Raw genomic sequence first — 26,873 nt, 5'->3', positions numbered from 1 at the left:
AAGAGTAAACAAAATATTAATTTTTCGTGTAGATCGTGTAGAAATTGAGAAGGGCTTCGGTGCCTTTTTGGTCAATAATTGTTTGTCTATTTTGAGACATAGTGACAGTTGTTTTTTCCTCATCAATCACACCATTTTGGAAAAACAAAATGACCTCAATTTCACTATTTTCAATTAATTGTTGCTTCTCGATTTCCGAAAAGTTTTCTTCTGCAAATAGCCCATTATCCTGCCATGTACCTGTTATTTTTAATTGTTGCTCGTTCCCGTTTTCGTCATAATACCATTGCACATCGCGTAATATAGTTTTAAATAAGTCGTTAATTGTAAAAGTCTGATTGTCGAACTCCATTTCAACTGCCCGGATGGAGTGCACATCAGTTGATATGGCAGTAGCGGCTTCATTTGCCTTAGAATTAATACCAGCTGCCGCCTGTTTAATATCACCAATCGTATCTCCACAACCCGCTAACAAAATTGCTGTAAATAAAAATAATATAGAACTTCTCATTAGAGTCCCTCCAATGTTGTCATTACTATCATTTTACTAAAATGTGTAAAAGGAAACGCATCATTTTTGTAGTAGAATGTGAAATATTTGCAACAGATTGTAATTAGAAATTGAAGAGGAATTTTGCTTGGAAATATAAATTTTTTATTTCAATATCTGTTCATGTATACAGTGCTTAAAGTTGGGTCACAATAGTTTATAAATGAATAGTATATCGAATAGGTAGTTTTGAAAAAAGTGGAAAGTGAGTGTTGGAGATGCGAATCGACGATGAGTTACTTGAAAAACTTGGTAGTTATTTTGTTTATCATGAAGTATATAACCGGTACGGTATTACATTTGAAACTTTTGTAGATCGTTGGACGAGAGGGATTCTTGAATTATAAAAATTAATTACACGTTCGTTCTTAATAATAGCGTATTCATTTTGAATGGACTTTAAAATACACTCCCTATTTAAGACTGGGTAGTGTATTTTTATTTTTGCTATCCTTTTTTGGAAATTATTATTACGATAGATTTATAAAAAGTCCAATACAAAGGAGCAATGATAATGAAAGTACGTGATATGGGCATTAAAATAGGGCAATTAAATACAGGCAATAAAAATTGCATTACGGATGTCGAAGGAGTAATGGTCGGTCATGTTACACTGGATTATCCAATAAATGATTCGGGAGATGCGGCATGTACAGGGGTAACCGCCATTTTACCGCATTCAGGAAATGTGTTTCGCGAAAAAGTAACGGCAGCAAGCTATGTATTAAATGGATATGGAAAAACAACTGGTCTAGTCCAAGTGGACGAACTAGGGGTTTTGGAATCTCCAATTATGCTCACAAACACTTTTGGTGTGGCAAACGTTACACAGGGCACACTCCAATATTTACTTGAAAATAATGAAGAAATTGGAGTAACGACCGGGACAGTGAACGTAGTAGTTGGTGAATGTAATGATAGTCATTTAAATTCAATTCGTCACTTTCCTGTGAAACCTGAGCATGCCATAGAGGTGATACATAGTGCTTCGAACAATCGTGCCGAAGAGGGCGCAATTGGGGCAGGGAAAGGAATGATGTGCTTTGGTCATAAAGGGGGCGTTGGCACTTCATCACGTATCGTAAATGATACTGATGAAAAGCAATATATGGTTGGCTGCCTCGTATTAAGTAATTTTGGAAAGGCAAACGAATTCTTGAAGGGACGCTACACCAATACTGCAAACAGCAGTGAACCGACAATGAGTCCGACTGACGGATCGATTATTATAATACTCGCAACAGATGCTCCTCTTAGCAGCCGCCAGCTAAAACGTGTAATTAAACGTTGCGGTATCGGATTAGGCCGTACAGGGAGCCATTTCTCAAACGGGAGTGGGGATATCGTAATAGGATTTACAACTGCGAGAAAAATCCAACATCATTACGATGATACTCTAGAAACACGCCAGCAATTACGCGATGACCTAGAAGTAATGAACTCATTATTCATGGCAGCGGCCGAAGCTACAGAAGAGGCGATACTTAATTCAATGTCACAAGCTGAAACAACAACTGGGAGAAATAATCATATAGTAAAAAAATTAATATTTTAATAAATATGCAATCTACATTGATTTGTCTTTCACATTATTATTCTGTGAAAGGCATTTTATTTTAAAAAAACAAATATAATGAGGAGAAATGTCAGGAAAAAGGAAATCTTCTTCTTTTGCACGATTAGTAAACTACTAGCAAATTTTCAAGAAAAAACTTTCACTATCGAAATATATGTGATATTTTAAATTTATACTTAGAAGTTTGAAAACTCTAAATTTTTAGATATTATTTTTGGGAAGTATTTTTCATATCGAAATTATTTTAGGAAATCATATGAAGTCCTAACAGGTAGGAGGTATCCACTAAGATATATTATTTATTTCCAATATTCATAAAGACTGCATCGGAAATGATTCCAGATTTACTGGAAAACGGGGAGCCTTTAGTGGAAATTAAACCGATAGCAAATAAATTGTATATTGAGCCGCAATATTTTTTGAAAGGTATTCCGGATAGCTTGAGTAAGCTATATTTGCGTCGGGAAGCTGCTAGTAAATTATTTAAAGCACTTCAACTTTTACCGGAAACGATGAGCTTTATTTTATACGATGGGTTTCGCCCACTACAAGTTCAGTCGTTTTTATATAACGACATTAAAAATAAAATAAGATTAAAACATCCACATTGGACGGCTGAACAACTTGAACTTGAGACGTTGAAGTATGTTGCATTTCCAAGCACGGAAAACAGTTCTCCTTCGCCGCACTTAACAGGTGGGGCAATTGATTTAACGTTAGGCGACGAGCAAGGACGTCCATTGGATTTAGGTACAGCATTTGATGCGACTGAAGAAAAATCGGCTACCGCTTATTTTGAAAAGCATCGTTCGGAAAATGAAGCAGCGCATATTAATCGGCGAATCTTGTTTCATTGCATGACACAAGCAGGATTTCAAAATTACGAAGAAGAGTGGTGGCATTATGATTATGGAAATAGAGCGTGGGCGCGAAAATTATATAAAGACCAATGTATGTACGGACCAATTATCGCCACTATTGAACAGAATGAACTAAAGGAGTATCAATTCAGATGAGAGTATATATAAGCGCAGATATCGAAGGAATTACAGGGACGACTGTTTGGAGTGAAACAGAACTAAACACATCCGACTATGCACAATTTCAGCAGCAAATGACAAAAGAAGTGCTTGCTGCGATAGAGGGTGCAACTGCCGGGGGTGCGACTGAAATATTACTGAAAGATGCACATGATTCTGGTCGGAATATTTTAATTGAAAACTTACCGGAAAATGTAAAAATAATTCGCGGTTGGACACAAGAGCCGATGTGTATGGTCGCTGGACTGGATGAAAGCTTTGACCGTGCCATTTTTATCGGGTATCACAGTGAGGGCGGAAGTGAAAAAAACCCGCTTGCCCATACGTTAAGCTTATTGGCAGATGTCAAAATCAACGGTGAATATGCAAGTGAGTTTCTAATTAATACATATGCCGCAGCACTACATGGCGTGCCAGTAGCATTTGTAAGTGGCGATAAAGCATTAACAGAGCACATCGCCCGCTATAATGACGAGATCGTAACGTTTGCAACAAAAGAGGGAATTGGTCATGCAACGATTAGTGTAAGTCCACAAACGACATTAAAAGAAACGAAAAGACTGATTGAAGTAGCAATGAAGATTGAACGCAGTAAGCTTCAAATCGAATTACCTCAACAGTTTAATGTGGAGATTATATATAAAGACCATATAAAAGCATATCGTAATTCATTTTATCCCGGCGCAAAATTTAAGGCGCACAATACCGTGCAGTTTGAAACGACAGATTATTTTGAGGTACTTCGACTGCTGCAGTTTTTAACATAAGGTGGATGGTTTATGAAAATTACAAAAGTTGATGTTGGCTTAGTTGAAGCACCCCTTATTACACCTTTTAAAACAGCATTGCGCACTGTATATAATATACAAAACATCGTCGTAACTATATATACGGACAATGGATATATTGGAATTGGGGAAGCAGCACCAACGCATGTTATTACAGGAGAATCACTTCAATCAATTCGCTATGCGATTGAAGAAGTGATTGCGCCACTCATTATTGGAATCGAAATTGATGAGATCGCACTCCTTTGTGATCGGATCGATAAATGTATGTATCAAAATACGAGTGCAAAGGCAGCTGTTGAAATCGCCCTATACGACTTATGGGCAAAAAAATACGATGCACCCTTGTATAAATTGCTCGGTGGCTATCGAAGTAAGATTACGACAGATATTACAATCAGTGTGAATGACGAGGAAGAGATGGTGAAGGATAGCTTAGAGGCTATTAAACGTGGTTTTTCCATTTTAAAAGTTAAAGTAGGGAAAAATCCACATAGTGATGTTAATAGTATATTAGCTATTCGAAATGCTGTCGGTCCAGACGTCGTGTTACGTGTCGATGCGAACCAAGGATGGACACCGAAAGAAGCTGTTAAAATTATCGGTCAGCTAGAAGATCGCGGTGCTGATATGGAACTGGTTGAACAGCCTGTTCATTATAGTGATATTTCCGGAATGCAATACGTAACGAATCAAACGTATACGAATATTTTAGCAGACGAAAGTGTGTTTTCTCCTAAGCAAGCAATCGAAGTGATTGAGAAGCGTGCTGCGGATTTAATAAATATTAAACTGATGAAAACTGGTGGTATTTCAAAAGCACAGCAAATTAATGCTATTGCAGAAGCCAATGGGGTGGAATGTATGATTGGCTGTATGCTAGAGACAAAAATCAGTGTGAGCGCCGCAGCACATTTTGCAGCAGCAAACAAAAATGTCACGATGGTGGATTTAGACGGACCGAGCTTATGTGTTAAGGATCCTATCGAAGGGGGACCGTTCTTTGAAGGAGAAAACATTCAAATGAGCGATGCTTCAGGAATTGGATTTTTAATAGAGGCTTTTATAGCCAATAAAAAAACACTATAGGTATAAAAAGGAAATAGCCTTATTCGACTAAAGGAATCCCATCGATATTTTTCGAGAAAATAATAGGGAAACGGGGAGGAGATAGTTTGAATGAACGCAGTAGTGAAGGTAATGATAGCCAATATCCACAAAAGTACAGATATAAATACGGAGTTAACCGATGAAGCGTTATATGGGATGCCAGTTGAAGTGTTAGAAGATATTGATGATACTTGGGTGAAAATTCGAACGTTTTATCGCTATGAAGGCTATACATTAAAAACGAATTTACACATGGAAAGTGAAGATATACTGACGTGGATTGATGCTAATTATGTTGTAATTCAAAACTTTGCCGATGTACTGACAAGGCCGAAAATTCAAAGCAGTAAAATTATTACGTTAACACTCGGTGCGTTTATTCAAGTTTTGAAGGAAGCAGATTTGGATCCTGCCTGGACAAAGGTACGGTTAGTAACAGGTGAAGTTGGTTATGTCCGTTCCCAATGGATTCAAAAGCGTGTGAAAGTATATACGACAAATGAATTGGCTTTCCGTGAGCAAGTTGTTCAGGACGCGTTTCGATATATCGGTACACCATATCGTTGGGGCGGGAAATCTCCTCTAGGCATCGACTGTTCAGGTCTTGTATCTATGGCATATATGTTGAATGGTGCATACATTTACCGGGATGCAAAAATATTGGATGGCTTCCCAATTCGCAAAATCGAAAAAGCTGAACTAAAGCTTGGCGATCTAATTATGTTCCCTGGCCACGTAGCAATGTATATCGGCGAAGACTTGTATATACATTCTTCTCTAGGTGGCAATGAAGTGAACGTCAATAGTTTAAACCCACAGCATTCAGAGTACCGCCAAGACTTGGCCACGACGATTACTGAATATGGGAGTATATTTTAAAAATAAGAGGCGAGTTAAAAGTATCTGCTTTTAACTCGCCTCTAAACATGTGATGTATTTTAAAAGTTCTTTTGAATCCATTCGTTTGCTTCTGTCCAATTATAAACACGAATAACGTTATTCGGTACGCTCAATTGGTTGTACGGGGTATCAAAAAGAATTACAGGGATTTTTAGTTCCTCGGCAATTTCCACAGCATTATCATGTTTATCCTCGAAAAAGGCCTCTACGCGATGCTTTTTTGCCACTTCTATTTTGTTGTGACTACCGATACATTCGATATGATCATAAGGTACTTTATAGTTTTCAAACCATTTTTTTGTGATATCGAAAACATTTTCCCCACGTGCCGAAATATAATAAAGTTCATATTGTTTTTGCCATGCTGACAAAATACGATGCGCATCGGCAGCCAGTTCACTCACTTCATACAGGCGAGGTTCATTTTCTTGAAACCAGGCCTGAAATTGAGCTCGATCGACTGGATATGGAAATCCGCTTAAAAAATCATATTCCGTTACATCCTGTAGCGTCATATTAATATTGTATTGTTTATTAATATGTGGAATTAATGTGGCAGGACATGTAACTGTCCCGTCAATATCAATACCGAATCGATGCTTTAAGTTTGTCATTTCCATTGCTCCATTCTTTTACACGCTGGCATTTGCTTCTGCTTCACGCTTTGCAACCATTTCAGCAGCTAATTTATCGATTTCTTTTTTCAGTTCTTCCACCATTGTTTCTTCTGGTACTTTACGAACTGTTTTACCTTTCATAAATAAAAGTCCTTCGCCACGTGCACCGGCAATACCGATATCCGCTTCACGAGCTTCACCAGGGCCGTTAACAGCACAGCCAAGTACAGCTACTTTTAAAGGAACACTCAATTTAGAAATATATTCTTCCACTTCATTGGCAATCGAGATTAAGTCGATTTCAATACGACCACAAGTCGGACATGAAATTAATGTTGCCATATTTGAAGCTAAACCAAATGATTTTAATAATTCACGCGCAACTTTAATTTCTTCAACAGGATCAGCTGATAAAGAAATACGTAAAGTATTACCAATACCTTTAGATAAAATCGCGCCTAATCCAGCAGCGGATTTTACTGTTCCGGCAAATAATGTACCAGACTCAGTAATGCCTAAGTGTAGTGGGTAGTTAAATGCTTTCGAAGCTTTTTCATACGCTTCGATCGCAAGGTTAACGTCAGACGCTTTCATTGATACGATTATGTCATGGAAATCTAAGTCTTCTAGAATTTTGATATGGTGTAACGCAGATTCAACCATACCATCTGCAGTAGGGTAGCCGTACTTTTCAAGAATATGACGCTCTAAAGAACCGGCATTTACACCAATACGAATTGGAATTCCTTTTGCTTTAGCAGCATTTACTACGGCTTCTACTTTTTCGCGACGACCAATATTACCCGGGTTGATTCGAACTTTATCAATACCACCTTCAATGGCTTTTAATGCTAATTTATAATCAAAGTGTATATCCGCAACTAAAGGTATATTGATTTGTTTTTTTATTTCCGGTATTGCATCAGCTGCACGCTCATCCGGTACTGCTATACGTACGATCTGACATCCAGCTTCTTCTAAACGTTTAATTTCAGCAACAGTTGCTTCGACATCATGTGTTTTTGTCGTACACATACTTTGTATTATGACTTCGTTATTCCCACCAATTGTTAAGTTACCGACACGTACAGGACGCGTTTTCGTACGGTGAACGATTTCACTCATGAAAAATTCTCTCCTTCTCAGGCTTGTTAATGTTGTTATATCACCTAAATGATATAACGATATGTAAGCCGTCACTGTTCCTTATTTTATCAGTGTATGAAAAGAAGAACAAGGAAGAAACGTTAAGAATTCAATTTGTGCAATTTTCTTTCGCATGAGAGATGATTGGAACGAATACCGTATCACCCGGAACTAGTGGCTGTAGGTTCAAATGTGGGTTCAATTTATAGAAATGTGCAAGTCGTTCAGGGAAAGTTGTTTTTACGGGAGAGGGCGTTGCTGAGAATAGGCTGTAAATTGTATCGCCTTGTTGGATTTTTACGACAACATAGCTTTCTTGCGGTATTTCATCACACGACGGTATGGAAGAAGCATAAAAGGATGCTAAGGGCAGAGAGCCTTCTTGTAAATCTACTTTAATGACAAAAGCAATTAATAAAAGCACTATGGAAGCTATTAAAAAGCGCAAAAAAATCCTCCTTATCTCTACAATTTAACTCACAAAAACAAGTTGTTAAACTATATGATTCATAAGGAGAATTTATTATTTTTCGATCGGATATTTCGTTAGGGCAATTATAATAAACAGCATTGTAATAAATATACTAATTAAGGTAGCAACTGTAGGGGAAATGGGGAATAGGTTACCGAACATCGTTATAAATGTTCCCCAAGTACTGGCAAATACAGCTGTCCGCCATACTTGTCGATATTCTCCGCGACGCTTCATCGGTTTAATAAAGAACTGTCCTGCAAGCGCAAATAGACTTACTTTAACAAAATAGATTGAAGTATTTAAAACGAATAAAAAAATAATAGCAATAGGGTAAACAATCCATTGCACATCCTGGGCATACTGTTCGATTTCAGAATAACTGAAAATTTCGTCCGTTCCGCCATTAATAAACTGACCGAAAGAAAATGCCGTTACTAGCGCAATCATTAAAAAGGCATATTGCATTACTTTTCCTATTGAAAGAATTCGATAAGGTCCTAATTTTTTAGGGTTAGTTAAGCTATGAATAAATAGTTGCATGTGAGAAATTTTCATATGTATGAGGCTCCTTTAAACAGTAGTTTAACATGAACAAAACGTTATTTGAACTTGATAAAGTAAAATTGAATCTTTTCGTTACTTTTTTCGTATAATTTGTGAATATACTTTTAAAAGGATGTGAACATATGGATATCATTGCATGGGTGCTTATTATAGCTTTATTTGTCATCGCTTTTATTGGTTTAGTATATCCGATCATACCCTCTGTCATATTTTTACTAGGAGGGTTCATTGTTTATGGTTTATTTTACGGCTTCAGTGAATTGCCTTGGTGGTTTTGGTTAATTGAACTATTATTTGTAGCTTTATTATTTGTCGCTGATACGATTTCCAATTTAGTGGGAGTTAAAAAATTTGGTGGCTCTAAAGCAGGGATGTGGGGGAGCACAATCGGTCTTTTAATAGGACCATTCGTCATTCCATTCGCTGGTATTATTGCGGGACCCTTTATCGGAGCTGTTATTGGAGAGCTGATTGTTACACGCAGTAATTTACAGCAGGCCATTCAAGTAGGTATTGGCTCTGTAGTAGGATTTTTAACTTCTGTTGTTACAAAAGGGATTATACAAGTAGTCATGATTGTATTATTTATTATTGCGATTTAAGGAAGAGCAAATATTTGTAAATACGAACTTATATCGCTTACACTAGTAATGAAAAGGTTACAGACAAAGGTGAAGCAAGAAATAGATGGTTTCGGTCAAAAGGCTGAAATGTTATTATTACGGTTTTTTTGATTGAATGACGAATCATTTTTTGATAACCTAGTATTGTAATCAACATTAATTATATGTTCCAGGGAGGAATAAAAACATGGCTTTCAAATTACCAGAATTAACTTACGCTTACAATGCATTAGAACCACATATCGATGCAAAAACAATGGAAATTCACCATTCTAAACACCACAACACTTACGTAACAAACTTAAACGCAGCAGTAGAAGGTACTGAATTCGCTGATAAAGACATCAACGAGTTAATCGCTAACATCGATGCTTTACCAGCTGACAAACAAACTGCTGTACGTAACAACGGTGGCGGACATGCTAACCACACATTATTCTGGGAATTAATCGCTCCAGGCGGTTCAAACACTCCAGTAGGCGAAGTTGCTAAAGCAATCGACGCTAAATTCGGTTCATTCGACGCTTTCAAAGAAGAGTTCGCTAAAGCTGCAACAACTCGTTTCGGTTCAGGCTGGGCTTGGTTAATCGTTGAAGGTGACGGTGTAGCTGTTACTTCAACTCCAAACCAAGACTCTCCAGTAATGGAAGGTAAAACACCAATCCTAGGCTTAGACGTTTGGGAGCACGCTTACTACTTAAACTACCAAAACCGTCGTCCAGACTACATCGGTGCATTCTGGAACGTAGTGAACTGGGACGTAGTAGAAGCAAAATTCCAAGCAGCTAAATAATTAAATTTGACCACTCAAATTTAATTATTACTGCACCGAAAGTGAAGCGACAGGTGCAAATATTTATACTGCACCGAAAGCAAAGCGACAGGTGCAAATGTTTATACTGCACCGAAAGTGAAGCGACAGGTGCAAATGTTTATACTGCACCGAAAGTGAAGCGACAGGTGCAAAATATTCTATAAATTTACACATGGGAAGATTTAATCTTCCCATGTGTTTTTTATTTTCTCTCTCAAATTAGTTAACTTTTTATTTTCTTCTGCAATACCTCTCTTAAACGATGAAAGTCATAAATATATTGATTCAAAGTTTCCGGTAAGAGAATATAATTTTCTTTATGCCACTGAAGGAGTAATCCGATAATAGAGTTTGCGGTATAGCTTGCTAAATATTCAAGCTGCTGTTTGGACATATGCCCTGTCTCTTCTGTATGTGATTCCATAACGAACGAGCGAATCGTCTCTAACAATTTATGATAATAAAGCATCGGTGTTTTTTCATCAAAAACTATACGGTAGAAAGCTTCATATTTTTTGACGTGGTGAAAAATTTGAATCATTTCAGGTGTTAACATGGCTAAATTATCTTTTGTAATGTCATATGGAAAATCATAAGAAAATTTTAAGTCTTTCACAATTTCGTTAAAATAGCGTTCGAATACACCGTGGACATTTTTATAATGCAAATAGAATGTTCCTCGGTTAATTTCGGCAATACGGCATAATTCTGCAACCGAAATATTTTCTAAAGACTTTTGATTTAATAGTATTATTAATGCCTTTTGTAGATTGTCATGTGTTTTCTTTACACGTAAATCCATAATATTTTCCCCTTTAATGAACATAAATTTCAAAAAGTGTTGAATAATAAACTAAACTTCATATAACTGTCGTTTGTGCGTTTTTTTTCTTTCAATTATAATTTTTATTGAACAGATGTACAATAACTTGAATTTTAAAGGAGAGATTTTAATGAAATTACAGGATAAAGTAGCGATCGTTACAGGAGCTGCATCTGGTATGGGAAAGGCAATTGCTGAAGCATATGCTAAAGAAGGTGCAAAAGTAATTGTTTCCGATATGAATGAAGAAGGCGCAAAAACTGTTGCAGATGAAATTGCTGCAAATGGTGGTACAGCATTTGCCATTGCAACAAATGTAACTAAAGATGAAGATTTACAAAAATTATTTGATACGACAATCGAAAAATTTGGCCAATTGGATATTTTAGTGAACAACGCTGGAATTATGGATGGTTTTGAACCAGTAAATGAAATTACTGATGCTCGCTGGGATATGATTTTTGCGGTAAATACAACATCTGTAATGAAATCGATGCGTATTGCGACAGATATGTTCCTTAAACAAGGTCATGGTGTCATTGTAAACAATATTTCCGCAGGTGGTTTAAACGGTGGTCGGGCTGGTGCGGCATATACAGCTTCAAAGCATGCGGTTGTAGGGTTAACGAAAAATACAGCCTTCATGTTCTCACAGTCAGGTATTCGTGTTAATGGAATTGCTCCAGGTGCGGTTATGACGAATATCCAACAATCCATGCAAAATATAAGCCAGTACGGTGCTGGGCAACAACAGAAAGGTTCTGCATTGATTCCACGTGTGGGTAATCCAGAAGAAATTGCAAACTTAGCAGTATTTTTAGGCTCAGAGGATTCAAGCTTCATTAATGGCCAGATTATTACAGCTGATGCAGGCTGGACAACTTACTAATAATTATTTTAAACAGCTTTGGAACTTCGGTTTCAGAGCTGTTTTTTTTATTTAAAACGCTCTTTTGATTAGGAAAGTACATATAAAGTAATTGTGCATGAATAAAGTGTAAAGAGGTGATGAATAAATGAGCATGACGTACAAAAATATATTGGTTGCTGTGGATGGGTCAAATGAAGCAATGATTGCATTTAAAAGAGCGGTGCAAGTTGCAATCAATAATGTCGGCAGTAAACTGTATATCATTCATGTAATTGATACTCGCTCCTTTGCATTTTCAGAAGGATACAATTTTGATTTAGCAGATCAATATACTAAAAGTAAGAAGGATATGCTAGATGGGTATGAAGAAGTTGCCGTAAAATTGGGATTCGACAGAACTTATAAAATAATGGAGTATGGGACACCAAAGCACATCATAGCTAGGGATATCCCGAAGCAAAAGCAAATTGATTTAATTATTTGTGGTGCCACTGGTAAAGGTGATGTAGCACGATTCTTCCTAGGTTCTGTATCTGAAGCAATTGTAAGAACTGCAAAATGTGATGTACTTGTTGTGAGAAATCGATAATTGTTCTAGCGTCAAGAAAGGGTTCACTATTGGATAATTCTTGCAAAGAGGGGCTATGTTAAATGTCATTTTGACCTTTAGCAAGCCTCCATCTTTTCCTATGAAACTTTACGACAACAGAACCGTCTAAAAGATAAAGGATATAAATCTGAAGTCTTTTTTCAATAGGTTTTCAGTGTTATACTAAAAGGCATGACTAAGCATTCATGTACAACTTACATAAAGCAAGAAAGGGGAGTTTCAGTTGCGCAAAATTATGCCAAATCGTCAGCAAAATCCGAAGGCAAAGCAAAGGTCAAGTTTAACATTTCGGATGAACATCCTTTTCTTTTCCATATTTGTTCTGTTCTCTGTACTAATTTTTCGTCTAGGGTATTTACAAATTGTTAAAGGTGAAGATTATGTGCGTGAATTGGAACGTACTGAGGAAGTGCGTGTTAATACGAGTGTACCGCGGGGGAGGATCTTTGACCGTTATGGGCGCATATTAGTTGATAATCAGCCTGAAAACGCAATTACGTATACAAAAATGCAAACGACAAAATCTGCTGAAATCCTTGAAATAGCTGAAAAGCTTGCAAATTTAATCGATCAGCCAACTGATAAAGTAACACATCGAGATAAATTGGATTTTTGGATTATACGTAACCAGGAAGCTGCGCTAAAAAAAGTATCACAAGAGGAAATGACAAAATTCAGAAATGAAAACGAAGAGCTAGAGACGAAAGAAATCAACCAAGAATTCGACCGTCGAATCCGTGATCGTATTACAGAAAAAGAGCTTGAGCAACTTACTGAGTTTGATTTAGAAGTTCTGGCGATTTACCGTGAAATGATGACAGGGTATAATTTATCTCCACAAATTATTAAAGGAGAAAATGTTACACCTGAAGAATTTGCACGAGTTTCTGAACAATTGGCTGATTTACCTGGTGTGAATACAACAACCGATTGGAAGCGTGTTCGCCAATCACCTTTAGCTATTTTAGGGCGTACAACTGTACCAAGTAAAGGTGTCCCAAAATCAAAACTGAACTTTTATTTAGCACGGGACTATTCTCGAAATGATCGTGTAGGCGAGAGTTATTTTGAAGCTCAATATGAGGAAATTTTACAAGGTGAAAAATCGGTAGTAAAAAATATTACGAACAAAAAAGGTCAAGTAGTGGAGACTGTAACGACTTTCGATGGTTTGCCAGGGAAAGATTTAGTCACTACATTAGATGTAGAACTTCAGCAAAAAGCGGATGAAATTTTAGAACGTCAGTTACTTGATTTAAAATCAAAAAGAGGGTCGGAATTATTAGACCGTGCATTCTTAGTGGCGATGAGCCCAAAAACAGGGGAACTATTATCTGTTGTAGGTAAAAAAATAGAAAAAGATAAAGAAACAGGAAAACCTTATATTGTCGATTATTCATATGGTACGTTTACTACTGCCTATGAAGCAGGGTCAACAGTAAAGGCAGCAACTGTATTAATGGGTTATAATGAAGGAATTATAAAACCAGGAACAAGGATGCTCGATTCTCCAATGCGTATCGGGAATATTACATTAAATACACTATTTAATAAGCACGGTAGTGTCATATTAGATGATTTAACTGCATTAGAGCGATCTTCTAATATTTATATGTTCAAAATTGCGATGGGGATTGGCGGGCGTACTTATTCACCGGGTATGCGTTTTAGTCTAGCTCCAGGAACGCTGCAAACGATTCGTAATGAATATGCACAATTCGGTTTAGGCGTGCCAACAGGTCTTGACTTGCCAGGAGAAACAGTTGGGTACCAGGCAGAGCCTGATACGGATGTGAAATTGCTGAACTTAGCTATTGGACAGTTTGATACGTACACAACGATGCAGTTAGCGCAATATATTTCCACAATTGCAAATGGTGGGTACCGTATTCAACCACGAATGCTGAAAGAGATTCGTAATCCTTCAAAAGATGGTAAATACTTAGGCCAAGTAGTTGAAGAAGTTTCACCAACGATATTAAATAAAATTGAGAACAGTGAATCAGAAATTGCTCATGTCCAAGAAGGTTTGCGCCGGGTATACTTTGGAACAAATGGCTCGGCTAAACGTCAATTTGCAACAGCCGATTATACAGGAGCGGGTAAAACTGGTACAGCAGAGGTAGTTTATTATGGGCCACAACGAGAAAAATGGAGAACAAATACGATTAATATTGTACACGTTGGCTATGCACCATTTGAAGACCCTGAAATTGCCTATGCCATCATTTATCCTTGGGCAACTACAATCTTTGAAAATAACTACTTGCCACATGCAAATTTAACAGCTCGAGAATTAGTCGATTCCTATTTTGAATTAAAAACAAAATATGCCGAAGAGGGTTTATCTTCTAGTAAAGTAGAAAAATCGATTATTAAGCATTCGGACGAAAAACTGGATGAAGATGAAGAAGTTGAAACAGTAAATGAATAAAAAAGTGAGGCTGGGACATAAGTAGAAATTTCTTTGTATAAGGGGAATGCTCTTATTAAGAAATCGATATTATATGAATTGATTGGAGTGAAGGGGCTACTCCTGGGGGAACAGCACGACGCCTGAGACTACAGGCTCAGGCCGTGCCCCCGGAAAGCGTCCCCGTAACGGAAATCAATTCTGGCAGAAGCAGAAAAATATCTATTTTTTCTTTGAAAAATAGATATTTTTCGTTTTGTCCTAGGTTCTTTTTTAAAGGAGAAATATAAAATGAAAAAAAAGATTATGCATACAGTAGTTATTATTGGTGCATTAAGTAATGCAGTTATATTAGCCATTATGGACATGCCACCTTGGTTAATTATTTTAATGTCTGTAATTTACATTGTTATTTTTGAAGGGCTTCTACTATTATTAGAACCTAGGCTAGTACGAGCAGAAAGAGAACGAAATGTAAAAGCATATCCTTTTTTAAAGGAGCTAGTTGATGCAAAAAAAGCTACTGTTACATTACGAGACGGCACAGTACTTTACAATGTAACGTTTGAAGGCTATGCGAATCCGAAAGACGCAAAAACAATTTTATTGCATGTACATACTGTAAAGACAAAAAAGGATAAATCTACATTTACGGAACATCCTGTTAAACTAATTAACATAAAGAATGTAAAAAAAGTTCAATAATAAGAAAATGAGACAATTTGCGGAAAGATACTGCAAATTGTCTTTTTTGTTTACAAAGCTTTACGGTCAATTAACGAACGAAATATATGCGCTCAACAAATTTTCATTATAGTTGGAATTGTAAGAAAAAACATTTATTAAACAAGCGGAGGAATTACAAATGAAAAAGTGGCAGTACTTAACATCAACAGCTTTAATTAGTTCAGCAATTCTTTTAGGAGCATGTGGCCAGGAAGAAGATGAAGCTTCGACATCAGCAGAAACTCAAACAGAACAGGCTGAGTCAGGCAGTGCACAATTATCCGGTAACGTAGTAGGCGATGGCTCGTCAACAGTTGCTCCGATTACAGAAGCATTAGTTGAAGAATACGCAGCAGTACAAAAAGATGTACGTGTGGCAGTTGGTGTATCGGGTACAGGCGGCGGATTCGAAAAATTCATTAATGGAGAAACGGACTTCTCTAACGCTTCCCGTCCAATTAAAGAGTCGGAAGTGGAAGAGCTTAAAAATGCGGGTGTAGAATACACAGAATTTGAATTGGCATACGATGGTTTATCGGTAGTAGTACATCCGGAAAATACATGGGCAAAAGATTTAACAATTGAACAATTAAAGCAAATTTGGATTGAAGATGGATCTACTAAAAAGTGGTCAGATATCGATCCAACTTGGCCTGAAGAAGAAATAGTATTTTATTCACCAGGATCTGATTCAGGAACTTACGATTACTTTGATGAAGTAATTTTAGATGGTGAAGATATTGTAAAATCTGCAACATTATCTGAAGATGACAACGTATTGGTACAAGGCGTTACAGCAGATAAAAATGCGATTGGCTACTTCGGTTATGCCTATTACCTGGAAAACAAGGACAAGTTGCAAGTTGTTACTGTAAATGGTGTGGAGCCTACGAATGACACAATTGAATCAGGTGACTATTCTCCTTTGTCACGTCCACTGTTCATCTACGTGAAAAACAGTGCGGTAAAAGATAATGAAGCAACTTATGATTTCATTAAGTTTACATTAGAAAATGCTGGTGAAATGGCGGAAGTTGTTGGATATGTAAGTTTACCGTCCGAAAAGTATGATGAAAGTTTAAAAGTATTGGAAGGTTTAAAATAAGTGCACAGAACAAATAGTGTGGGGTGGCTCTCATGCCCCTCACATTTTTTAGTTCAAATTGTGTGTTAACTACATGGTTAAAAAGTGAAGTGTATAGATGACTACTGGAAGGAGTTTTCGTTCATGGCTCTTAAACAACAGGAGCAAGTAAGTGTCCAGCAATTAATCGAACGATCACGCAATCGTAAAGGAAAGAAAGTAATTGAAAAATTAGTGCCTAAAGGATTGTTTTTGGCAGCGACGATTTCAGTTCTTACAACGTTTGGGATTGTGTTTACGTTAATTTTCGAAACGATAGAGTTTTTCTCGCGCGTGTCGATAATAGATTATTTATTCGGCACAGAGTGGCTGCCATTCTCTGGAAAGGAACCATTGTATGGAATCTTACCGTTAATAATAGGGACTTTTAAAATTACATTTATCGCAATTTTAGTAGCGGTACCATTTGGGTTAGGTGCAGCAATTTTTTTAAGTGAGTATGCGTCAGTACGTGTCCGAAAAATTATAAAGCCTATTTTGGAGGTGCTTGCAGGTGTTCCAACAATTGTTTACGGGTTCTTCGCTTTAACGTTTATTACCCCAATTCTGCAAACACTTATTCCGAATCTTAAAATTTTCAATGCTATCAGTCCAGGTATTGTTGTTGGAATTATGATTCTACCAATGATTACGTCCATGTCGGAAGACGCGATGAGCTCAGTACCCCGTTCAATTCGCGAAGGAGCTTTAGGCTTAGGTGCCACAAAGTTCGAAGTGGCAATTAAAATTGTATTGCCTGCTGCATTATCTGGAATTATCGCTTCTATTGTCCTAGGTATTTCCCGTGCAATAGGAGAAACAATGATTGTCTCTTTAGCAGGAGGATCTACACCAAAATTCGACTTTGGATTTACAGATTCCATTCAAACGATGACAGCCTATATTGTTCAAGTGACAACAGGTGATGCGGGATACGGCACGACAATTTACTACTCAATTTACGCGGTAGGATTCACATTATTTATTTTCACTTTGGCGATGAATTTGCTTGCAACTTACATTTCAAAACGCTTCAGAGAGGAGTATTAAAATGCGCTATATACAGGAAGACCTAGTCATGAAGCGAATGAATAAACGTCTCATTTCAAATAAAATGTGGAAGGTAATTTTTATTATTGCCACAAGTTTTGCCCTCGTTTCATTAGGAATGCTGTTATACCGGATTATATCTCAAGGAATTGGCTTTTTAGATTTAAATTTTCTCACAAACTTTGCTTCTCGCATTCCCGAAAATGCAGGAATTAAAGCAGCTTTAGTCGGCTCGCTCTGGCTGATGAGCGTTGTGGCACCTGTATCGATTATTTTAGGCGTAAGTACGGCAATTTACTTAGAAGAATATGCGAAGCAAAATAAACTAAATGATTTTATTCGAATAAATATCTCCAATTTAGCAGGTGTTCCTTCGATAGTATTCGGTTTACTTGGATTAACAATATTCGTTAGATTATTCGGTTTTGAAAAAAGTATATTAGCTGCTGGTTTGACGATGAGTTTATTGATTCTGCCAGTTATTATTGTTGCGGCTCAAGAAGCAATCCGAGCAGTACCGAATGAGCAGCGGGAAGCTTCATTTGGAATGGGGGCGACAAAGTGGCAAACCATTGTTCGTGTAGTTCTCCCAGCGGCGATTCCTGGTATTTTGACAGGCAGTATTTTGGCCTTATCTCGTGCAATTGGGGAAACGGCTCCATTAGTCGTAATTGGTATTCCTGTAATTCTACAATTCTTGCCAACAGGCTACTTGGATACGTTTACGGCATTGCCCATGCAAATTTTCGATTGGGCAAAACGTCCACAGGAAGCATTCCAATATGTCGCATCAGCGGGCATTATTGTTTTGATGGTTTTGCTATTGACGATGAACTCGGTCGCAATCTTTATTCGGAATAAGTTCCAAAAACGTTATTAGGAGTGAAGTAGAATGGTACAAATTTTAACTAAATATAATGGAACACAGCATGCGGTGCACGAAAAAAATAACAGATCCATTGTAATGCAATCGAATAATTTTAACTTATGGTATGGTGGGCATCATGCATTGAAAGATATTAATTTAAATATGCAGGAGAATGAAGTGACAGCGATTATCGGTCCTTCAGGGTGCGGGAAATCTACCTATATTAAAGCATTAAATCGAATGGTAGAGCTTGTACCTATTGTTCGTACAACAGGTGAAATCAATTATAGAGGACGTAATATTTTCGGGAATGGATATGAAGTGGAAGAACTACGGACAAAAGTCGGCATGGTTTTTCAAAAGCCAAACCCATTTCCAAAATCAATTTACGATAATATTGCTTACGGTCCACGGATTCACGGTATTAAAAATAAAAAGATTTTAGATGAAATTGTAGAAAAGTCATTACGAGGTGCAGCTATCTGGGATGAAGTAAAAGACCGTTTAAACCAAAATGCATATGGTTTATCGGGTGGTCAACAACAGCGTATTTGTATTGCTCGTTCCTTAGCGATTGAACCAGATGTAATTTTAATGGATGAACCGACGTCAGCACTTGATCCAATCTCTACATTGAAAGTAGAGGAACTTGTGCAGGAAATGAAAGAACAATATTCAATCGTAATTGTCACACATAATATGCAACAAGCAGCACGTATATCAGATAAAACGGCATTCTTCCTAAACGGAGAAGTGATTGAATTCGATCGAACAGATACGATTTTCTCCACACCGTCAGATCAGCGTACAGAAGATTATATATCAGGTCGATTCGGATAGGGGAAGGGGTTTAAAGTGAATATGATACGGGAGCGTTTTGAACATGATTTAATTGCTGTGCAGCAGGATTTAATGGAAATTTGTGATTTAAGCATAGATTCATTGCAAACTGCATTTAAAGCTTTTGTGAACAAAGATATCGACTTAGCCCTTCAAGTGATAAAAACAGATCTCAAAATCAATCGGTTAGAAGAAACAATCAATGATCGTGTAATTTTACTTATTGCAAAGCAACAGCCTGTGGCAACTGATTTACGCAGATTAATTGTAGTGATTAAAGCAGCAGCCGATATGGAACGAATAGGAGATCATGCGGTCAATATTGCAAAGGAAACTATTCGAATCGGCAAAGAACCATTTGTATCGAGTATTGAACCAATCGAGGAAATGTTCCATAAATCGATATCGATGTTGCGACAAATTACCGAGGCATTTTTGGAAGAAAATACGACAAAAGCTAAAGAAATCGCAAAGCTTGATGACGAGGTTGATGAGTTGACCGGCAATACAATCAGCAATTTAATGAAACTAAAGGTTTCCAATGAGCAAGTGGCCCAAATAACGAGCTTATCCTATGTATGCCGCTGTATTGAACGCTCAGCAGATCACGCAACAAATATTGCAGAGCATTTATTCTATCTCTTAAAAGGCAAGCATTATGAATTGAATAACTAATTTTAAAGTATAAGGAGATAAAAACTTCTTATACTTTTTTTGTTTTTTGAAACGTCAACTAATTGGCAATCGTTTACAATGTTAGAAAGGGGGCGGGCGTAAAATGAATGAGAATATCGAGCAAATTGTAGATGATTACAGTACGCATTTATTGCGGATCGCCTATTTTTATACTAAAAATCGACATGCAGCAGAGGATATTGTGCAAGATGTTTTCATTAAATTTTTGCAATCCAACTATTCAGAGCGAGGCCAACTTCGTGCTTATTTAACTAAAATGACCGTGAATCGCAGCAAAGATTATTTAAAAAGCTGGGCGTATAGAAAAATACAATTTGAAACGAAATGGTGGATGAAAACTTCTGACCATGATCATATCGTACAACAAGAAGAGCGCTCTAACATTGGTGCAGCCATTTTAAAGCTACCACTAAAATATCGGGAACCGCTTATTTTGTATTATTATGAAGAAATGTCGGTTATACAAGTTGCAGATTTATTACAAATTAACGAAAATACAGTGAAAACAAGATTAAAGCGTGGGCGGGAACAGTTACGACCTGTACTTGAAGGGGAATGGGAGGTACTACGTCATGAATGATTTTAAAAAAGCGTTAATTAAAGTTGCAGGAGATTTATCCGAAAGTGAAAAGGCTGTGAAAAATACAGTGCTATATAAAAAAAGCAAAAAGAAATACAGTAAAATCATCATTATCCCAGCTTTTGTTGTCGTACTTTTCTTCACAGTAGCCCTTTTGCTATTTCCAAATGAAGTTGACCAAAGACAAGCGGACAATATGTTTTACAATGATTATTTATACGATTATTTTGTCGGCATAGAAATGATGACTACTTCCGATAATGAAATAACAGAGTTTCATAAAGAAAATGCTTTTACTAAATATGTTAGAATAATTGGTGTAGAACAATTGGCAAAAAGCTATAATTTAAATGTTTCAGAACAGGAAATTTCAGAGAGAAAAAATCTAACTGATCAGATTATGAATAAAAAGCAACTTCAACAAAGTTTATCTAAAGTAAATTTGACAATTGAACAATATGAACAATACGTGAGACCTAAATTAATTGACCATAATATTTTTGTTGAAAAGTTAAATCTAATTTGGCTAAAGGATAATCCCCGGATGCTTCCTGATTTTGTTACTAGCTATACGAATCAGTTAGCTGAGCATTATTTGCTGAAACATTTTGAGGAACAATACTATACACTTCAAAAAAAGTACAATGTAAATCATCGAAACACAATAGGAGTGCCAAAGTCAGGTGTAATTGCTGCGATTGAAGGCAATATGCTGTTCTTTATTCAAAATAGTACGTTTGAAGAACTTCAAGGTTTATCAGAAGAGGAAAAGTACCGTTTAGAAGATGGGAAATTTAAATCCTGGATTGTAAATTTAGATGGAATTCCTGTTGACATGGGAGATTTTGTAAAAGTATCAATTGGTAGAGTATACAGATCAGATAGTGAAAATTCAGCGAATGCTCTGAATGAAGGTTTGGAAGTAATTTTACCGATGGAGGATTCGAAGATGATTCCAAAAATCCAGTTAGCACAAATAAATGTAGCACAGTGGAATGAACTTTTAGACGATGTTTCATGGGAATTTCAAGAGGTTGTTAATAACTTTTCAAAACCGCTATATATTGTCGAAGCAGGTGGAAAAACATATACTATTTTCAAAAACGATTACAAGAATTTATTAATCGTACCTTATGGTGAAGCAAAAATTGCAAAAGTTACTCAAGGGAGAACGGAAAAAATAGAAGAGTTTCTTCAGCCATTCCTAACTAAATAATTCATGTATTACTTGGATACATGTTACAATAAAGGCAATACGAATAAGTGGAATTTTACTTATAAATTCAAAGGAGTTTGAAACATGTTAAAAACAATTGTATTTGATCAATTAAAACAAGCGATGAAAAATAAGGACACATTGGCTAAAGGTGTTTTAACACTTGTAAAATCTGCATTGGATTCAGCCGAAAAAGAAAAAGGCTCTGAATTAACACCGCTAGAGGAAACGGCAATCATTAACCGTGAAATTAAACAGACGAATCAGTCACTGGACGGGGCAAAGCAAGCGGACCGTGCAGACCTAATCGAAAAAGAAGAAGCGAAATTAGAGATTTTAAAAAGCTTCTTACCAAAACAACTATCAGAAGAAGAAATTGTTGTAGAACTTCAGGCAGCCGGTATTGTAACTGGCATGAATATGGGGGATGCAATGAAAATTGCGAAGCCTTTATTGGACGGTAAAGCAGATGGCGCAACCATTTCAAAAGTTGTTAAATCATTGATTTCTTAATTTAAAAATATTTGTTGGAGTGTCTAAAGTTTTATTTTAGGCGCTCCTTTTCGCTATGTTTTTATATTTCCATCCCTTACAATATAGAAAAGGGAAACTAATAGGGGGAAACCATTTTGAATTTACATGACCAAATACAATTATATGTACCTTTTAATGAACAAGAAGAAACGGATAAGGATATTATGCTGCGTGCGATGGTTACATTATCGGATGTACTCACACGAAATAATGAAGTGTTGCATTTTACTGCTTCCGCTTTTGTATTTAATCCTGCCCGTACACATGTTTTAATGGTTTATCATAATATTTATAATTCATGGGGATGGACTGGCGGTCATGCAGATGGGGATCCGAATTTATTTCATGTAGCAAAAAAGGAACTCATGGAAGAAGCGGGCCTTACGGAAGTGAATCCAATTCAAGAAGAAATCATTTCCCTGGATATATTGCCGGTAATTGGACATATGAAAAACGGAAAATATGTGGCAGCCCACTTACATTTTAACGCAACTTATGTATTTGAAGTGTCTGATGAAGCAACTCTCCAATCAAAACCCGATGAAAACAGTGCTGTAGGATGGATTGCCATCGATGAAGTTGCTCAAAAATGTTCTGAGCAGCATATGATACCTATTTACGAAAAGATAATAGAAAAAGTAAAGAAAATAGAAGGTTAAATTTAAAAGATGTGTTGATTGGTCATTCAATCAGCACATCTTTTTCACTACCAAGGCTTTAAATTAAATCAACAGGTCTTGTTCTTATAAATTCCTGAAATCTGCGAACTTCACGGTAAGGTAGGAGCCGCTGCTGATTTCTAAAATCCTCTACATCCATTTGGAAAGGCTCAATTCGCCCCTTTTGTAAATAGATGAGACGCTGGAAGGGATTGATCGCAATTGCTTTCGAATATTTTCCGAACAAAGTCAAATTATGACCTTTCATAAAATAGAGATTTAAAATAGCTCGATTATGAGCAATGGCGTGCGGTGTATCACATCGATACCAAACATCTTTAAAGGTTACCCCTAGCAAAACAGCATATTCTATATCTTCATCAAATGAAACTTCAATATAACCAGCATGATGATTGCTTATTAATTTGTAAATTGCTATCGTGGGATCGAAGGCTTTCAATTCATAATATATGAGAGGAATAGCTGATGATTTACTACGATCTCTTACCATTAAGTTTGATGGGGGACGTTTTGAACATAAAAATAAATTATTTTTCGCATAATAGGAAATATCCTTCCCAATTACTTGTTGATGCTGCGAATTTTCATAAACAACGGCATAATATTGATCATTAAATTTAATGACTCGATATAATTCATTGTCATAGTTTGTGGAGTAGATGTATGAGAGACAATCTTCCATTGTCTCAAAGCCTTCGTAAAATGAATAACTTTTATAAATGGATAATAACCATTCCCGGCATAGGCTATCTTCAGTTACGAAGCCGTATGTATCATCTGAAATGGCCCGGGAAGTCGCCAGTTTTCCGTTAAATGGTCGTAAAAAACGGATCGATAATAACTGTTTCACTAAACGAATTTCGTAATCCATTTGAGGAATATTTTGTAGCAAATTAATCTTCCTTTCATCAAGCTAACGCCGATTAATAGAAATACCTATTTTATAGGTAAAAGTAATTATAGCATATGTATAAATATCATTAGGAATAATTTGCCTATGTATTGTTTGCTGTAAAATTACTAAAAATGTCTGAATGGCTCTATGATTTTGAAATAAATACACAAAATTAAACAAGCATATGCTAAAATAACGTTGTATAAACAAAAGGGAGGCTGTTTTTAAATGGCAAAAAAAGTGAAAGAATATACAATTAATCCTGATCGTGTGGAAGAAGCATTATTAATTCAAAACCGTATGCTTCTTGAATTATTAGTTCAAGTGTTAGATGAGCAATTAGTAATTGAGCGTCCAATTTTGCATGAACGCTTAGCTAACTTAGTTGAGCTTTCAAATCATGATCGCGAGTTAAAAGATACATTACACGGTTTAACTCAAAAATTATAATTACATACTTTATGTATGGCGCGACATCCTCAATTATGGATGTCGTTTTTTATGGACATGGGCTGTTCACACAACCAAAAATTTGTTGGACTTTGTCAGTTTGAATTACTACTTTTTCATTTTGTTTTTCGCTATACTATCGATATTGATTTGAAAAACAGATGGAGGAGTTTCGCATGACAAAAGAACATAGGCCTATTTTAACCGATGAAATTCTTCATTTTCTATATCGTAATGCATCTTTTCAAGCTTTGGAAGAAGAGCAGCAACAAATACTTTTCGCTAAATTTAAAAACGAACCATTATTTAAAGAAGTAATTGAAATATCCATCGCGCTTGAAGAAATGATTGAAGAAGTAGAGGCAACAATGCCTAAAATACAGGATAAAGACTTTTTATTCCCAACAGAACAGCAAAAACTACTATTAAAAAATCGAACAGTTTCTCGTGGTAATGTATTGTTTGTACCGTTTGAGGAACTTGAAAAACTTTACTCACCTATGATTGTAATGATCCAACAATCTGATTCAATGAGTGAATATGAAGCATTTAGTAAAGGTACCATTATGCCCCTGTTTAATCTTTGTGCTTTGCAAAAGAGAGATTTAATCATTCTTCCGTTCAGTCATACAACTGCTGAACCTCTTTTCTTTAAAAATGGAACTCTGGATGTTTCGTTATTTGAACGCTTTTTATACAAACACTTAAATGGAACTACACAAATCGTTCCTGCTTTAGAAAAGGTACTTGAACTATTCTCAAAAGATATAATCAATAATCAGCGTGATTTAATGATTATAACAGACAATCAATTTAATGATTTCCAACCTTTCATTGAATCTGATTTCACGGAGCGTTTACACGAGCTGTCTGTAGATGTTTCTGTAATAGCAATGAGTGAAGCTGATTTTGAAGTACAGCCTATACCATTTGCAGATAAAGTATTTTTTGCAAATGAATAAGTATTGAAATGACGAATCCGAAAAGGGTTCGTTTTTTATTTGGGAATATTTATGGAAAGCAAGGAATTTCCAGCAGGAATGCTGAATATTAAATGGAGGGGTACATAAATAGAGAGAAATGGAGTGTTACGATGTATACAGCTTATTGTAGAACATTTCAAAGTTCGATGCGTATGGGTATGAAGCTGATGAACTGGAGAAAGCCTGATTTACTGCAAGGCGAAAACAGTATATTAAAATTACCGGTACTTATCCAGAAGTTAAATTTGAAGACTGTCCTGATTATTACAGATGAAGGGATTAATAAGCTCCAATTGATGGATTCATTATTAGAAGAAATGCATGAGCAAAATATTGAATTCGTCATCTACAGTAAAACTGTGCCTAATCCGACATTCACTAATATTGAGGAAGCATTGGCACTTTATTATCTACATGATTGTGAGGGAATTATTGCCTTTGGAGGAGGGTCGCCGATGGATTGTGCAAAAGCGGTCGCGGCTCGTATCGCACAACCTACAAAGTCTATTCCTGATTTGAAAGGCTTATTTAAAGTAAGAAAAGAAATGCCACCATTTTTTGCTGTTCCTACAACGGCCGGTACCGGAAGTGAGGGAACGATTGCAGCGGTTGTTTCAAATAGTGATACACATGAAAAGTTTGCCATTATGGATCCTGTACTTATACCGCATTATGCCGTTCTGGATCCCGTTTTAACGGTTAATTTACCGCCACATATTACTTCTACAACAGGGATGGATGCATTAACACATGCTGTAGAAGCCTATATAGGGAAAAGTAATACAGAGGAAACGAGAAAATATGCCCGCGAAGCTGTTATTCTTATTTTCAAATATTTGTTACGGGCATATGAAGATGGTTCAGATATGAAAGCGCGCGCGGAAATGCAACGCGCCTCCTATTTAGCAGGGTTAGCATTTACTCGTGCCTATGTTGGCTATGTTCATGCAATCGCACATACATTAGGTGGCTTTTATCAAATTCCCCACGGCTTTGCAAACGCTGTAATTTTACCGCACGTCCTTCGGTTTTACGGAGAAAGTGCAACAAAGCCCTTAGCAGAACTTGCTAATATAGTAGGGATAGGGAGCATTACCGATAATGATGAAAGAAAAGCCCAGCTATTTATTGAGGAGATAGAAGCATTAAATCGGAAAATGAATATACCTTCAAAAATAAAGGGGATTATCAACAGGGATGTTCCGGTAATGGTAGAGCGTGCTATACAGGAGGCGAACCCTTTGTATCCTGTGCCACGAATTTTAAATGAAGAAGAATTGTTTTATTTGTATCAAATAATTCAGGAATAATA

General features: G+C 36.5%; 31 protein-coding genes. 24 read left to right on the top strand and 7 right to left on the bottom strand.

The genetic code is table 11. The features are described from left to right. Nucleotides 1–16 precede the first annotated feature (16 nt). Entirely contained in the window at nt 17–511 is a 495-nt protein-coding gene (locus H9635_RS10640) for a 23S rRNA methyltransferase (protein ID WP_191700265.1), read from the bottom strand. 257 nt (nt 512–768) lie between these two features. On the opposite strand from H9635_RS10640, the gene H9635_RS19400 reads away from it, so the two are divergent. The 6 genes from H9635_RS19400 to H9635_RS10615 all read left to right on the top strand — a co-directional run bounded on the left by H9635_RS19400 (nt 769) and on the right by H9635_RS10615 (nt 5,943). After that, nucleotides 769–897: a hypothetical protein gene (locus H9635_RS19400; protein WP_263617074.1), complete on the top strand. Its 129-nt coding sequence runs from the start codon at nt 769–771 to the stop codon at nt 895–897. Between the two features lie 167 nt (nt 898–1,064). Further along, nucleotides 1,065–2,105 (top strand): P1 family peptidase, encoded by a 1,041-nt coding sequence (locus H9635_RS10635; RefSeq protein ID WP_404828850.1) that lies wholly within the window; start codon nt 1,065–1,067, stop codon nt 2,103–2,105. A gap of 353 nt (nt 2,106–2,458) precedes the next feature. After that, nucleotides 2,459–3,142 (top strand): M15 family metallopeptidase, encoded by a 684-nt coding sequence (locus H9635_RS10630; protein ID WP_191700263.1) that lies wholly within the window; start codon nt 2,459–2,461, stop codon nt 3,140–3,142. Beyond that, nucleotides 3,139–3,933, top strand: a complete 795-nt coding sequence (locus H9635_RS10625; RefSeq protein ID WP_191700262.1) for a M55 family metallopeptidase — start codon at nt 3,139–3,141, stop codon at nt 3,931–3,933. Before H9635_RS10630 ends, H9635_RS10625 begins: the two co-directional genes overlap by 4 nt. Nucleotides 3,934–3,945: 12 nt before the next feature. Further along, nucleotides 3,946–5,043, top strand: coding sequence for a dipeptide epimerase (locus H9635_RS10620; RefSeq protein WP_191700261.1), 1,098 nt, complete (start codon nt 3,946–3,948; stop codon nt 5,041–5,043). 90 nt (nt 5,044–5,133) lie between these two features. Continuing rightward, the gene (locus H9635_RS10615; protein WP_191700260.1) at nt 5,134–5,943 is read left to right on the top strand and encodes a C40 family peptidase; all 810 of its coding nucleotides are present in this window, start codon (nt 5,134–5,136) and stop codon (nt 5,941–5,943) included. A 59-nt stretch (nt 5,944–6,002) separates the two neighbouring features. Here the strand turns inward: H9635_RS10615 and H9635_RS10610 are convergent, their stop codons facing one another. The 4 genes from H9635_RS10610 to H9635_RS10595 all read right to left on the bottom strand — a co-directional run bounded on the left by H9635_RS10610 (nt 6,003) and on the right by H9635_RS10595 (nt 8,757). Further along, nucleotides 6,003–6,578, bottom strand: a complete 576-nt coding sequence (locus H9635_RS10610; protein ID WP_191700259.1) for a hypothetical protein — start codon at nt 6,576–6,578, stop codon at nt 6,003–6,005. A gap of 18 nt (nt 6,579–6,596) precedes the next feature. Next, complete coding sequence (gene ispG / locus H9635_RS10605) at nt 6,597–7,706, bottom strand: flavodoxin-dependent (E)-4-hydroxy-3-methylbut-2-enyl-diphosphate synthase (protein ID WP_191700258.1); 1,110 nt, start codon at nt 7,704–7,706, stop codon at nt 6,597–6,599. Nucleotides 7,707–7,836: 130 nt separating this feature from the next. Next, nucleotides 7,837–8,175, bottom strand: a complete 339-nt coding sequence (locus H9635_RS10600) for a hypothetical protein (RefSeq protein ID WP_191700257.1) — start codon at nt 8,173–8,175, stop codon at nt 7,837–7,839. A gap of 75 nt (nt 8,176–8,250) precedes the next feature. After that, entirely contained in the window at nt 8,251–8,757 is a 507-nt protein-coding gene (locus H9635_RS10595) for a DUF1189 family protein (protein WP_191700256.1), read from the bottom strand. A 131-nt stretch (nt 8,758–8,888) separates the two neighbouring features. Between H9635_RS10595 and H9635_RS10590 the strand changes: the two genes are divergently transcribed. Both H9635_RS10590 and H9635_RS10585 read left to right on the top strand, forming a co-directional pair. Continuing rightward, nucleotides 8,889–9,368, top strand: coding sequence for a DUF456 domain-containing protein (locus H9635_RS10590; protein ID WP_191700255.1), 480 nt, complete (start codon nt 8,889–8,891; stop codon nt 9,366–9,368). 208 nt (nt 9,369–9,576) lie between these two features. Continuing rightward, complete coding sequence (locus H9635_RS10585) at nt 9,577–10,182, top strand: superoxide dismutase (RefSeq protein ID WP_191700254.1); 606 nt, start codon at nt 9,577–9,579, stop codon at nt 10,180–10,182. Between the two features lie 244 nt (nt 10,183–10,426). On the opposite strand, the gene H9635_RS10580 is transcribed toward H9635_RS10585, so the two are convergent. Continuing rightward, nucleotides 10,427–11,005, bottom strand: coding sequence for a TetR/AcrR family transcriptional regulator (locus tag H9635_RS10580; RefSeq protein ID WP_191700253.1), 579 nt, complete (start codon nt 11,003–11,005; stop codon nt 10,427–10,429). 151 nt (nt 11,006–11,156) lie between these two features. On the opposite strand from H9635_RS10580, the gene H9635_RS10575 reads away from it, so the two are divergent. The 13 genes from H9635_RS10575 to H9635_RS10515 all read left to right on the top strand — a co-directional run bounded on the left by H9635_RS10575 (nt 11,157) and on the right by H9635_RS10515 (nt 23,212). Beyond that, entirely contained in the window at nt 11,157–11,915 is a 759-nt protein-coding gene (locus tag H9635_RS10575; protein WP_191700252.1) for an SDR family oxidoreductase, read from the top strand. Between the two features lie 127 nt (nt 11,916–12,042). Continuing rightward, nucleotides 12,043–12,486: a universal stress protein gene (locus H9635_RS10570; protein ID WP_191700251.1), complete on the top strand. Its 444-nt coding sequence runs from the start codon at nt 12,043–12,045 to the stop codon at nt 12,484–12,486. Between the two features lie 256 nt (nt 12,487–12,742). After that, nucleotides 12,743–14,941, top strand: coding sequence for a peptidoglycan D,D-transpeptidase FtsI family protein (locus H9635_RS10565; RefSeq protein WP_191700456.1), 2,199 nt, complete (start codon nt 12,743–12,745; stop codon nt 14,939–14,941). A gap of 270 nt (nt 14,942–15,211) precedes the next feature. Continuing rightward, on the top strand, nt 15,212–15,625 hold the full coding sequence (locus H9635_RS10560; RefSeq protein ID WP_191700250.1) for a response regulator: 414 nt from the start codon (nt 15,212–15,214) through the stop codon (nt 15,623–15,625). 160 nt (nt 15,626–15,785) lie between these two features. Continuing rightward, the gene (locus tag H9635_RS10555) at nt 15,786–16,751 is read left to right on the top strand and encodes a PstS family phosphate ABC transporter substrate-binding protein (protein ID WP_191700249.1); all 966 of its coding nucleotides are present in this window, start codon (nt 15,786–15,788) and stop codon (nt 16,749–16,751) included. Between the two features lie 123 nt (nt 16,752–16,874). Further along, nucleotides 16,875–17,819: a phosphate ABC transporter permease subunit PstC gene (gene pstC / locus H9635_RS10550; RefSeq protein ID WP_191700248.1), complete on the top strand. Its 945-nt coding sequence runs from the start codon at nt 16,875–16,877 to the stop codon at nt 17,817–17,819. Between the two features lies 1 nt (nt 17,820). Then, complete coding sequence (gene pstA, locus H9635_RS10545) at nt 17,821–18,699, top strand: phosphate ABC transporter permease PstA (RefSeq protein ID WP_191700247.1); 879 nt, start codon at nt 17,821–17,823, stop codon at nt 18,697–18,699. Between the two features lie 84 nt (nt 18,700–18,783). Further along, entirely contained in the window at nt 18,784–19,527 is a 744-nt protein-coding gene (gene pstB, locus H9635_RS10540; protein WP_225231279.1) for a phosphate ABC transporter ATP-binding protein PstB, read from the top strand. Between the two features lie 21 nt (nt 19,528–19,548). Then, nucleotides 19,549–20,202 carry a phosphate signaling complex protein PhoU gene (phoU, locus tag H9635_RS10535; protein ID WP_191700455.1) on the top strand — a complete coding sequence of 218 codons (654 nt, stop codon included), beginning with the start codon at nt 19,549–19,551 and terminating at the stop codon, nt 20,200–20,202. A gap of 103 nt (nt 20,203–20,305) precedes the next feature. Then, the gene (locus H9635_RS10530) at nt 20,306–20,803 is read left to right on the top strand and encodes a sigma-70 family RNA polymerase sigma factor (RefSeq protein ID WP_191700245.1); all 498 of its coding nucleotides are present in this window, start codon (nt 20,306–20,308) and stop codon (nt 20,801–20,803) included. Beyond that, entirely contained in the window at nt 20,796–22,019 is a 1,224-nt protein-coding gene (locus tag H9635_RS10525) for a hypothetical protein (protein WP_191700244.1), read from the top strand. Before H9635_RS10530 ends, H9635_RS10525 begins: the two co-directional genes overlap by 8 nt. A gap of 84 nt (nt 22,020–22,103) precedes the next feature. After that, on the top strand, nt 22,104–22,532 hold the full coding sequence (locus H9635_RS10520) for a GatB/YqeY domain-containing protein (RefSeq protein WP_191700243.1): 429 nt from the start codon (nt 22,104–22,106) through the stop codon (nt 22,530–22,532). Between the two features lie 116 nt (nt 22,533–22,648). Beyond that, nucleotides 22,649–23,212, top strand: a complete 564-nt coding sequence (locus tag H9635_RS10515) for an NUDIX hydrolase (RefSeq protein ID WP_191700242.1) — start codon at nt 22,649–22,651, stop codon at nt 23,210–23,212. 58 nt (nt 23,213–23,270) lie between these two features. Here H9635_RS10515 and H9635_RS10510 read toward each other — a convergent pair whose 3' ends face one another. Further along, nucleotides 23,271–24,104 (bottom strand): hypothetical protein, encoded by an 834-nt coding sequence (locus H9635_RS10510; RefSeq protein ID WP_191700241.1) that lies wholly within the window; start codon nt 24,102–24,104, stop codon nt 23,271–23,273. Nucleotides 24,105–24,356: 252 nt separating this feature from the next. Here H9635_RS10510 and H9635_RS10505 point away from each other — a divergent pair, with 252 nt between their 5' ends. The 3 genes from H9635_RS10505 to H9635_RS10495 all read left to right on the top strand — a co-directional run bounded on the left by H9635_RS10505 (nt 24,357) and on the right by H9635_RS10495 (nt 26,871). Further along, entirely contained in the window at nt 24,357–24,578 is a 222-nt protein-coding gene (locus tag H9635_RS10505; protein WP_191700240.1) for a phosphate-starvation-inducible protein PsiE, read from the top strand. A gap of 176 nt (nt 24,579–24,754) precedes the next feature. Continuing rightward, entirely contained in the window at nt 24,755–25,540 is a 786-nt protein-coding gene (locus H9635_RS10500) for a vWA domain-containing protein (protein WP_191700239.1), read from the top strand. Nucleotides 25,541–25,671: 131 nt separating this feature from the next. Then, nucleotides 25,672–26,871 (top strand): iron-containing alcohol dehydrogenase, encoded by a 1,200-nt coding sequence (locus tag H9635_RS10495; protein ID WP_191700238.1) that lies wholly within the window; start codon nt 25,672–25,674, stop codon nt 26,869–26,871. Nucleotides 26,872–26,873 lie beyond the last annotated feature (2 nt).

The organism is Solibacillus faecavium (assembly GCF_014836905.1).
In the GTDB taxonomy this organism is placed as follows: Bacteria; Bacillota; Bacilli; order Bacillales_A; family Planococcaceae; genus Solibacillus; species Solibacillus faecavium.
This window is presented reverse-complemented; position numbering and strand designations above follow the sequence as displayed.

Bases quoted from the DNA above. Each gene is read 5' to 3' on its own strand.
- H9635_RS10640 (WP_191700265.1), bottom strand. From the start codon at position 511: ATGAGAAGTTCTATATTATTTTTATTTACAGCAATTTTGTTAGCGGGT.
- H9635_RS19400 (WP_263617074.1), top strand. From the start codon at position 769: ATGCGAATCGACGATGAGTTACTTGAAAAACTTGGTAGTTATTTTGTT.
- H9635_RS10635 (WP_404828850.1), top strand. From the start codon at position 1,065: ATGAAAGTACGTGATATGGGCATTAAAATAGGGCAATTAAATACAGGC.
- H9635_RS10630 (WP_191700263.1), top strand. From the start codon at position 2,459: ATGATTCCAGATTTACTGGAAAACGGGGAGCCTTTAGTGGAAATTAAA.
- H9635_RS10625 (WP_191700262.1), top strand. From the start codon at position 3,139: ATGAGAGTATATATAAGCGCAGATATCGAAGGAATTACAGGGACGACT.
- H9635_RS10620 (WP_191700261.1), top strand. From the start codon at position 3,946: ATGAAAATTACAAAAGTTGATGTTGGCTTAGTTGAAGCACCCCTTATT.
- H9635_RS10615 (WP_191700260.1), top strand. From the start codon at position 5,134: ATGAACGCAGTAGTGAAGGTAATGATAGCCAATATCCACAAAAGTACA.
- H9635_RS10610 (WP_191700259.1), bottom strand. From the start codon at position 6,578: ATGACAAACTTAAAGCATCGATTCGGTATTGATATTGACGGGACAGTT.
- ispG (WP_191700258.1), bottom strand. From the start codon at position 7,706: ATGAGTGAAATCGTTCACCGTACGAAAACGCGTCCTGTACGTGTCGGT.
- H9635_RS10595 (WP_191700256.1), bottom strand. From the start codon at position 8,757: ATGAAAATTTCTCACATGCAACTATTTATTCATAGCTTAACTAACCCT.
- H9635_RS10590 (WP_191700255.1), top strand. From the start codon at position 8,889: ATGGATATCATTGCATGGGTGCTTATTATAGCTTTATTTGTCATCGCT.
- H9635_RS10585 (WP_191700254.1), top strand. From the start codon at position 9,577: ATGGCTTTCAAATTACCAGAATTAACTTACGCTTACAATGCATTAGAA.
- H9635_RS10580 (WP_191700253.1), bottom strand. From the start codon at position 11,005: ATGGATTTACGTGTAAAGAAAACACATGACAATCTACAAAAGGCATTA.
- H9635_RS10575 (WP_191700252.1), top strand. From the start codon at position 11,157: ATGAAATTACAGGATAAAGTAGCGATCGTTACAGGAGCTGCATCTGGT.
- H9635_RS10570 (WP_191700251.1), top strand. From the start codon at position 12,043: ATGAGCATGACGTACAAAAATATATTGGTTGCTGTGGATGGGTCAAAT.
- H9635_RS10565 (WP_191700456.1), top strand. From the start codon at position 12,743: ATGCCAAATCGTCAGCAAAATCCGAAGGCAAAGCAAAGGTCAAGTTTA.
- H9635_RS10560 (WP_191700250.1), top strand. From the start codon at position 15,212: ATGAAAAAAAAGATTATGCATACAGTAGTTATTATTGGTGCATTAAGT.
- H9635_RS10555 (WP_191700249.1), top strand. From the start codon at position 15,786: ATGAAAAAGTGGCAGTACTTAACATCAACAGCTTTAATTAGTTCAGCA.
- pstC (WP_191700248.1), top strand. From the start codon at position 16,875: ATGGCTCTTAAACAACAGGAGCAAGTAAGTGTCCAGCAATTAATCGAA.
- pstA (WP_191700247.1), top strand. From the start codon at position 17,821: ATGCGCTATATACAGGAAGACCTAGTCATGAAGCGAATGAATAAACGT.
- pstB (WP_225231279.1), top strand. From the start codon at position 18,784: ATGCAATCGAATAATTTTAACTTATGGTATGGTGGGCATCATGCATTG.
- phoU (WP_191700455.1), top strand. From the start codon at position 19,549: ATGATACGGGAGCGTTTTGAACATGATTTAATTGCTGTGCAGCAGGAT.
- H9635_RS10530 (WP_191700245.1), top strand. From the start codon at position 20,306: ATGAATGAGAATATCGAGCAAATTGTAGATGATTACAGTACGCATTTA.
- H9635_RS10525 (WP_191700244.1), top strand. From the start codon at position 20,796: ATGAATGATTTTAAAAAAGCGTTAATTAAAGTTGCAGGAGATTTATCC.
- H9635_RS10520 (WP_191700243.1), top strand. From the start codon at position 22,104: ATGTTAAAAACAATTGTATTTGATCAATTAAAACAAGCGATGAAAAAT.
- H9635_RS10510 (WP_191700241.1), bottom strand. From the start codon at position 24,104: ATGGATTACGAAATTCGTTTAGTGAAACAGTTATTATCGATCCGTTTT.
- H9635_RS10505 (WP_191700240.1), top strand. From the start codon at position 24,357: ATGGCAAAAAAAGTGAAAGAATATACAATTAATCCTGATCGTGTGGAA.
- H9635_RS10500 (WP_191700239.1), top strand. From the start codon at position 24,755: ATGACAAAAGAACATAGGCCTATTTTAACCGATGAAATTCTTCATTTT.
- H9635_RS10495 (WP_191700238.1), top strand. From the start codon at position 25,672: ATGTATACAGCTTATTGTAGAACATTTCAAAGTTCGATGCGTATGGGT.